General features: G+C 72.2%; 7 protein-coding genes. 2 read left to right on the forward strand and 5 right to left on the reverse strand.

What is annotated here, in order from left to right; translation table 11 throughout:
• Positions 1 to 1,414 (forward strand): LuxR C-terminal-related transcriptional regulator (locus AB0F81_RS49190; protein WP_360211024.1); only part of this gene is annotated, 1,414 nt, incomplete at its 5' end.
• Positions 1,415 to 3,348: 1,934 nt separating this feature from the next.
• On the opposite strand, the gene AB0F81_RS49195 is transcribed toward AB0F81_RS49190, so the two are convergent.
• A complete protein-coding gene (locus AB0F81_RS49195; protein WP_360211026.1) occupies positions 3,349 to 4,323 on the reverse strand; it encodes a YafY family protein in 975 nt (324 codons plus the stop codon).
• Positions 4,324 to 4,412: 89 nt separating this feature from the next.
• On the opposite strand from AB0F81_RS49195, the gene AB0F81_RS49200 reads away from it, so the two are divergent.
• Positions 4,413 to 4,781, forward strand: coding sequence for a VOC family protein (locus AB0F81_RS49200; RefSeq protein WP_360211028.1), 369 nt, complete (start codon positions 4,413 to 4,415; stop codon positions 4,779 to 4,781).
• Positions 4,782 to 4,788: 7 nt separating this feature from the next.
• Here the strand turns inward: AB0F81_RS49200 and AB0F81_RS49205 are convergent, their stop codons facing one another.
• The 4 genes from AB0F81_RS49205 to AB0F81_RS49220 form a co-directional block, all read right to left on the reverse strand.
• Positions 4,789 to 5,613: an SMI1/KNR4 family protein gene (locus AB0F81_RS49205; protein WP_360211030.1), complete on the reverse strand. Its 825-nt coding sequence runs from the start codon at positions 5,611 to 5,613 to the stop codon at positions 4,789 to 4,791.
• A 69-nt stretch (positions 5,614 to 5,682) separates the two neighbouring features.
• On the reverse strand, positions 5,683 to 6,102 hold the full coding sequence (locus AB0F81_RS49210; RefSeq protein ID WP_360211032.1) for a hypothetical protein: 420 nt from the start codon (positions 6,100 to 6,102) through the stop codon (positions 5,683 to 5,685).
• Positions 6,103 to 6,198: 96 nt separating this feature from the next.
• A complete protein-coding gene (locus tag AB0F81_RS49215; protein WP_360211034.1) occupies positions 6,199 to 7,077 on the reverse strand; it encodes a hypothetical protein in 879 nt (292 codons plus the stop codon).
• 19 nt (positions 7,078 to 7,096) lie between these two features.
• Positions 7,097 to 8,225, reverse strand: a 1,129-nt coding sequence (locus AB0F81_RS49220; protein ID WP_360211036.1) for an FtsX-like permease family protein, incomplete at its 5' end; no start/stop codon positions are given.

Consider the following 8,225-nt stretch of genomic DNA (forward strand, 5'->3'; position numbering starts at 1 on the left):
GGTCTTCGTGGCCGCGCCTGCCGGCATCGCCACCTGGCATCTCGAGATGCGCTGGACCTTCGGCGGTGAGGCGCACACGACGCGACGGGCCGCGGTGCCGCCGCTGCTGGCCGCGGCGCGCCGGCTGGAGACGCTCGACCCGGCGGCCGCCCGGGAGACCTACCTGTCGGCGATCGGCGCGGCGCTCAACGCCGGGCGGTTCGGCCGGGACGACCTGGCGCACGCGTTCGACGCCGCCGCCGCGGTCCCAGCCGGCGACGAGCCGGCCGGGCAGGTCCTGAGCAGCCTGATCACCTGGCACCGGGAGGGGCACGAGGCCGCGGTGCCGCGGTTCCGGCGGGCCGTCGAGGTGACCGCCGCGGACGGCGACGTGGACCTGGTCTGGCTCTCCGGGATGCTCGTCCACGAGATCTGGGACGACGAGGCGTTCCTCGCGCGCACCGAGAAGGCCGTCACCTCGGCCCGGGACAGCGGGGCGCTGTCGCTGCTGCCGACCGCGCTGACCTTCCGGGCCACCGCGCTGGTCTACGCCGGCCGGTTCGCCGACGCGTCCGACCTGATCGACGAGGCGGCCGCGCTCGCCTACGCCGGGCCGTCCGCGCACCCGGCCGCCGCCGTCATCCTGGCCGCCCACCGCGGCCAGGCCGAACCGGCCCTGGAACAGATCGAGGCGCTGGCCGCCGACGCCCAGGCCAGCGGCCAGGGCTGGCTGCTCAGCGTCACCGGGTACAGCCGGGCGGTGCTGCACAACGGGCTCGGCAACTATCCGGCCGCCCTCGAAGCGGTCCGGTTCGCGGTGGAGCACGACGAGCTTGCGGTGCGCCAGCGGGCGCTCAGCGAGCTGGTCGAGGCGGCCGGCCGGACCGGCGACACGGCCGCCGCGGCCCAGGCGCGCGAGGTGCTCACGGAGCTGACCCGGGGCGTCGACACGGGGTGGGCCCGCGGCACGCGAGCGCTGGCGGACGCGCTGGCCGGGCCGGCCACGCAGGCCGGCGAGAACTATCGGGAAGCCGTCGACCAGCTGGCCGGGAGCCGGCTGGTGGTCCCGGCGGCACGGGCCCGCCTGCTCTACGGCGAGTGGTTGCGCCGGGAGAACCGGCGCGGTGACGCCCGCGAACAACTGCGGGCGGCGTACGACGCGTTCGCCGCGATGGGCGCGGAAGGCTTCGCGGAGCGCGCCGGCCGCGAGCTGATGGCAACCGGTGAGACGGTCCGCAAACGCACCCTCGGGGTACGCGAGGAGCTCACCGCCCAGGAGGCGCAGATCGCCCGGCTGGCCGCGGCGGGCCGGACGAACCCGGAGATCGGGGCGGTGCTGTTCCTCAGCCCGCGCACGGTCGAGTGGCACCTGCGCAAGATTTTCACGAAGCTCGGCGTGACGTCACGCCGCGAACTGGCCGGGCGCAACGGCTGATCCGCCGCCACGCCCGGCTGTCCACTGCTAGACCGCGACGCAGCCGCTCCGCGTGCAGTTCGCCGATCGGGCGATGGTGTAGGGGGCACTGTTGTCCGAGATCCAGTAGTTGACCCGGACACCGGTGGCGCCGGCCACGTTGATCAGCTGAGGCCCGAAGGCGCGGTCCCCGCCGGCCACGCAGTACCTGCTGGAGGAGGCCCGAACGACCGAGCCGTCAGCGCCGGTCGCCACGAACTCGACGAAGCGGCAGCCGCTGGCGACGTGGTTGTTGCCGGCGAACGAGACGGCATCCCCAAGCCACGTGATCGCGCCGCCGGCCACGCTGGCGCCGTAGGCGAGCCGGAAGCCGCTCACGTCAGCGTTCGTGCAGACCTGTCCCGGCAAGCAGTTCGCCGCCCTCGTGGCCACATAACTCGCTCCGCCGTCCTCGGACACGAAGTAGGTGACCAGAACGCTGGTCACACCGGCTGTGAACGCGTTTTCGAAGACCTTGGTCCCATCTCCTGGTTCATGCGCCGGGCACAACGGATCGGATCGGTAGGTCTGCTTCGTCTGGTCCGCCTTGGTCGCGACCAGTTCGACGAAACGGCACCCGCTGACCACGCGGTTGCGTCCCACGAACTGCAGACTGTTGTCGGCACCCCATGCCAGATATCCGGTGGTGATGCTCTTGCCGTAGGTCAGTTTGAAAGTGGGCACCGACTGAGCACCGGCCCACACATCCGGGTTCCGCGAGTTCAGTTCACGGCTCACCGTGTCGAAGACACCCCAGTAGTAATTGCCCCAGATGCCGCTCGGCGAAGTGCCCTGGTTCTGCACATGCGTGAACGCCTCAGCACCGACCCAACCGTGGAACTTGCCGGAATCGTCGATGATCTGCAGCAGCGGTCGCGGGTGGGAGTTCATCTTGTAGCAGTCCGCACCCTGCGCCAGCGACATGCACCAGTACTCCTCGGTGTTGCGTCGCCCGCCGCCGATCTGGGCGATGTATCGCGCCCGGTCCCGCTCGATGCCGGGCGAACAGCTGGTGTTGTGCTGCACGAATCCCAGGCACTCGGCGTCGGCGCACTTCTGCCACGGGTTGGCGACGTTGTCACCCTGATTGCCGCTGAAGGTGAAGTTGCCGCCGGCCCACTCACGGCCGAGCTGATCCTGGGCGACCCGGACGAACGTGCCCCGGTAGCGCTCCGAGTTGTATCGGCTGTCGGTCAGGAGCTCACTCATGCTCACCCGGCTGGCCGAGTCGAGCGAGGCGTTGCTCCCGTAGCCGATACCGAAGGTCGCACTGTAGTTGCTGAATTCGCCTGCAGCCGGGGCCACCGCGTCCGGCTTGTTGGTCGTGCCGGTGTTGTTGTAGTACGTCGGGCTGGAGATGCGAGCCAGGCCACCACCCGCGAGCCCGGCCTCGAGATCCCACGTCTCTCTGAGGTTCTTGGCGTTGCCGGCGAGATCCGCCGTCCAGGTCACCACGACCTTGCCGGAAACGATCTCGTAGCTGCCGGTGAATCCGCCCGTCGGGCTGCCGGTGAAGTCCTCGACGGTCCGGACGTTGCAATGCGGAACGGTGCCGTCGCAATCCGCCTTCACCGTTTCGACCCGCATCGGGTTCGCGCTCATCGTCCACGACCAGAAGTTGGTGGCGACTGTGCCGGCCTGCTCGTCGAAGACGTAGTAACCGAGCCGAACCCAGTTCGTCGAACCCCGGCCGTCATCCAGGCCGCCGACCGAGACGACCCAGTTCTTCTTGCCGCCGGGCAGCTCCAACGGAGCCGCCTGCGCGGCCCTGGGCGACACCAGGATGGATGCGATGACAGCCAGAACGCTCAGCATCGCAGCGAAAGCTCGCCTCTGCATGATCTCCTCTTCCGTCTCCGTCCCGTTCGGAGACGGAAGAGTCATACCATCAACGTCAGACGATTTCTGTCCCAGATCTACTGGGTATAGATCCGCACCATCGCCGCGGCGCTCTCCCGCATGAGATCGCGCAGCTCCGCCGGTTCCAGCACCTCCACGTCGGCGCCCAGCCGCAGGAATTCGGCATGCGCGTGCTTGACCGACTCGATCGGCAGGGTCACCGTGGTCCACCCGTCCGGACCCGGCTCGCCCAGGTTCTCGCGCACGTCGCGGGCCATCGCCCGGGTCATCAGGTAGGGGATACGGTCCAGCGCCGCCGGCGCCAGCCGCACCGTGGCGACGTCACGGTGCAGCCGGCGCTCGAAGTCGGCCGCCCACCGCGCCCAGGTCCGCGCCAGGTCGAAATCCTCCGGCCGCTCGAACGTCTCGTCGAGGACCTCCAGATCGAGGATCGTCGCCACCCGGTAGGTCCGCAGGTCGCCGTCGACGCCGGCCACGAAATACCAGACCCCGGCCTTGAGCACGATGCCGAGCGGCTCCATCACCCGCTCCACCTCACGCGGCGTCTTCCACCGCTGATACCGCATCCGGCACCGCCGCCGCTCCCACACCGCCGCGGCCAGCGCCGACAGGTGCGGGTGGGTCTCGGTCTCCCGGAACCAGCCCGCCGGATCGAGGTGGAACCGGTCGCGGATCTCGCCGACGTGCCGGTTGAGCCGGGCCGGCAGGGCGGCGCGCAGTTTCAGCTCGGCGGTCGCCAGCACGGCGCCCAGGCCCAGCTCGGCGGCCGCGTCCGGCACGCCGGCCAGGAAGATCGAGCCGGCCTCCTGCGGGGTGAGCCCGGTGAGCCGGGTGCGGTAACCGTCGAGCAGCTGGTAGCCGCCGCCCGCGCCGAGCTCCGCGTAGACCGGGACGCCCGCCTCGCAGAGCGCCTCGACGTCGCGGTAGACGGTGCGGACCGACACTTCCAGCTCGGCGGCGATCTGCTGCGCGGTCAGCCGCCCGCGATCCTGCAACAGCAGCAGCAGGGAGAGGAGACGGCTCGCGCGCATGCCCGGAAGACTGCCACACATGACTGACAGAAGATGTCAGTCACCGCTGGCAGGGTGAGCCGGGAAGCCCACCGACGAAGGAGCACGACGTGTCCGCACTCGCCCGTTACGCAGGTTTCTCGCTGGACTGCGACGACCCGGCCGCCCTGGCCGGCTTCTACGCCAGGCTGCTCGGGCTGGAGATCAGCTACAGCAGCGACGAGTTCGTCTACCTCGGCGAGCCGGGCCCCACCGGCCTGGGCTTCGTCAAGGTCGACAAGTACGTGCCGCCGACCTGGCCGGCGGCCGACGTGCCGAAGCAGGCACACCTGGAGTTCGGCGTCGACGACCTGGACGCCGGGGAGGCCGCGGTGCTCGGGATCGGTGCCACCAAGCCCGATTTCCAGCCGCAGCCCGACCGCTGGCGGGTCCTGCTCGACCCGGCCGGCCACCCGTTCTGCCTGTCCACGGCGGTGTGAGCGGCGGTCAGGCGCTCCGGCCGGTCTCGATGTGCCGGACCCGGTGCCCCACGCCGGAGACCGCGGCGAGCACGGCAGCCCGCGCGGCGTCCTGCTCCCCGGCCGGGAAGGCGATGCGGACCCGGCGCTCCTGCGGCGACTGGCTGTAGGTGACCCGCCAGCTCTGTGTCGTGGCGAACCGGTCCTCGTAGTGCTCGCCGTGCGCGGTGGAGCCGCGGCTCTGCACGGTGCCGAACCGGCGGCGCAGCGACTCGGCGCGCTCCGCGAAGTCGCCGGCGCCGCCGTCGAGGAAGACGTGCAGCTCGGCCAGGTCGCGGGCCGGCTCGAACCAGACGGCGGCGCCCGGCGCGGGTGAGGGCAGGGCCTGCGGCAGGGCGCCGCGCAGCCAGTCGGTGAGGAACGCGACGGCGTTGCCGTCGTACCGGTGGTACTCGTTGTCGTCCGGCTGCCAGACGATCACCGGCCACTCGTCCGGCTCGCCCTCGGTCAGCCAGCACAGGTTGTGGCCGTGCTGGGTGCCGCCCCACAGCAGCAGGCCGCCCGCCTCCGGGTAGATCGGGTAGGGGTACCACTCCGGGAACATCGCCCGGGAGAACTCGTGCCCTTCGAGCAGCAGCGTGTTCAGCCGCAGCGTCATCCCGGACCCGGCGACCGGGTACGGCAGCAGGTAGTCCAGGAACCGGCCGGTCCCGTAGCTGACCAGCAGTTCCTTGAAGTCGGCCGGCAGCGTCAGCCCGAGCTCGGCCTCGAGGGCCGGGAAGTCCCGCGGGTGCGCGACGTCGACCCCCTGACCGGGAGCCGGGGCGAGCGCGAGCAGCTGCTGGATCGACATGGCGGAGACCCTAGACGATCAAAAAAGCCGGCCCGCCGTGGAGGCGGGCCGGCTTTTCGCGGGACGGTTTCAGCAGTCCGAGGCGGCGAAGACCGGGAGCGGGTGGGCGTACGTCTTCTTGGTCTTGATGACCGTGACCTTGACCCGGCTGAAGACCTTGCGGCAGTCGGAGAGCCGGACCCGGTTGAACTTGAGCTTGACCTTGGTCTTCTTGTAGTTGCCCTCGGCGCAGCTCGGCACGCAGGTGTTCACGTTGCGGGTGGCGGTCGCGGAACCGGTGGTCTTGGTCAGCGAGGTCCAGCGGACGTTGCTGTAGAAGACGTCCTTGTACGGGCGGATCGTCTTCGGCTTCTGCTTGATCGTGTGGTACGCGTAGTCGACGACCACGCCGGGCTTGCGGGGGGCCGCCTCGGCGGGGCCGGCCACGGCCACCCCGGCGAAGGTCAGGGTGGCGGCCGTCGCGACAGCGGCAAGGCGGTTCAGTTTCACGGTGGATCCCTTCGATCTCGGTGTCGGTGGACACATTGCCGATCATCGACCGCCCGTAGTCGGCCCCTCATCGCAGCGTGGCACGAATCCGGGGGATCATCGTCGGCACAGCACCGCGATCGCCTGGACGGTGGCGTAACCCCGCCACTCCAGGACCGCTGCCGGGCTCACCGGTGCGAACGTGATCGGCCAGCCGCCGTCCTCCTGCTGCTGCCCGGCGAGCCGCTCCAGGTCGGCCGCGACCGCGTCCGGGCTGAACAGCGCGCGCGACGGCGCGTCCGGCTCCGGCGTGAAGTCCAGCGGGTGGAGCACCTCGCCGTCGGCGCCCCCGGCCACCGGGGTCGGCCCGTCCACCCGGACGAACGAGACGAACCGGTCGAGCAGCGGGCGCGCCCGGGGCGTGCTCGGGGCCACCGCGTCGAGGAACCGCATCGCGAACATCAGCTCGTAGGCCTGTGGCGCCTCGGTGGTCCGCTCGATGGTGTCCAGGCAGTACTCCGTCGCGGCCGCCAGCCACGGGTGCCGGGCCACGTCCGTGCGGTGCCGGGCCAGCCGGTGCGCGTGCGCGGCCAGCTGCGTGGTCATCTGCAGCGACGACACCGTGGCATCGGCGCCGATCCAGTGCGCCGCGCTGCCGGTGGTGTCGCTGAACGGCAGGCTGAACGGCATGCCGCCGTCGGCGAGCGTGTGCTTGGCGAGCCAGTCGCACAGGTGCGGGGCCTGCGGGCCGGTGGTGTCGCGGATGTCCGCCAGCACCTCCAGGGCGTGCATGGCTGCCACCGGCTGGCTGGTCGCCGACCGCAGGTCCGGTTCCAGCGCCCACCCGTAACCGCCGTCCGGGTTGCGGTAGGCGTCGAGCGCGGCCAGCACGCTCTCCGGTGACGTCCGGCCGGACCGGTGCGCGAGACGGCGTCGTTCCAGGATCCGCCCGTGGTTGACCACGAACGAGGTGGCGGCGCTGAGATCCATACCCATGCCGCCATCCTGCCGTTTCCTACTCCCCGGCGCGCAGCACCTCGCCCAGCCGTCGGCGGCGCCGCAGCGCCGACTCGACCGGCACCACCACGGCGACCGCCGCGAGCAGCGCCGCGGCCGTCGCGGCGAGCAGCGGCCACGGCGGGACCACCACCGGGCCGGTGGTCTGCGCGGTGAGCAGCCGCAGCATCAGTGGGCCCAGCGTCACCCGGGCCAGCAGGGCGCCGAGCAGCGTGCCGCCGGCCGCGGCCACTAGGACGGCCGGCAGCAGTTCGCCGGCGGCGACCAGGCGGGCGTCGCGCGGGCGCAGACCGAGGGTGCGCAGCCGGGTCAGGGTCTGCCAGCGCTGCGGTGCGCTCGCGGCCGCGCCCAGGGCGAGACCCAGCAGGCCCAGCACGAGCAGCACCGCCGCGGTCGCCCGGGCCAGCGTGAGCAGCCCGGCGACCAGGGGCGCCTGCCGGCGCGAGTCCAGTACGCCGGAACGCAGCACGGTGTCCGCCGCGACCCCGCTCGCGGAGGCCGCCCGCTCGGCGCCCGGCCCGGTCAGCCAGATCGTGTTCGGGGTGAGCTCGGCCCCGGCGGCGGCGATGGCCGCGGCGTCCACCACGACCACGTCCGGCAGGTTGTTGACCGCGGGGGCGGCGCCGACCGCGGTGAGCCGGACCGCCGGCGCGCCGTCACGCAGCAGCTCCAGGCCGATGCCGGGCCGCAGGCTGCCGTCGCCGGAGCGGACCAGCGCGGGGACCCCGCCCGCCGCCGGTGCGGTGAGCCGGTCCAGGGCGGGTTCGCCGGGCAGCGGGGTGCCGGCGAGCAGCTCGCGGAAGGCGGCGGCGTCGACGGCGACCAGGACCGGGGAGACCGTGGTCTCGTCGGTGACGATGCGCTCGGTGCCGGTGACCCGGGCGGCGACCACGTGCCGGACACCCGGCTCGGCGGCGAGGCGGCGGGCGACCTCGGCGGTGGTCTTCTCGGCGCTCGGGGCCACGTCCAGGCGGGCGTCGGCGCCGACCGTACGCCAGGCCCCGTCGGCCAGTCCGGTCCGTACCGTGGCGTCCACGGTGAGTGCGTAGGAGCCCAGCGCGGCGGCCGTGACCAGCGCGAGCAGCGGCAGCGCCCGGCCCGCGGTGGCGGCGGCGCGGGCCGCGCCG

It is taken from the genome of Actinoplanes sp. NPDC024001, from assembly GCF_040638955.1.
GTDB lineage: Bacteria > Actinomycetota > Actinomycetes > Mycobacteriales > Micromonosporaceae > Actinoplanes.

Bases quoted from the DNA above. Each gene is read 5' to 3' on its own strand.
- AB0F81_RS49195 (WP_360211026.1), bottom strand. From the start codon at position 4,323: ATGCGCGCGAGCCGTCTCCTCTCCCTGCTGCTGCTGTTGCAGGATCGC.
- AB0F81_RS49205 (WP_360211030.1), bottom strand. From the start codon at position 5,613: ATGTCGATCCAGCAGCTGCTCGCGCTCGCCCCGGCTCCCGGTCAGGGG.
- AB0F81_RS49215 (WP_360211034.1), bottom strand. From the start codon at position 7,077: ATGGGTATGGATCTCAGCGCCGCCACCTCGTTCGTGGTCAACCACGGG.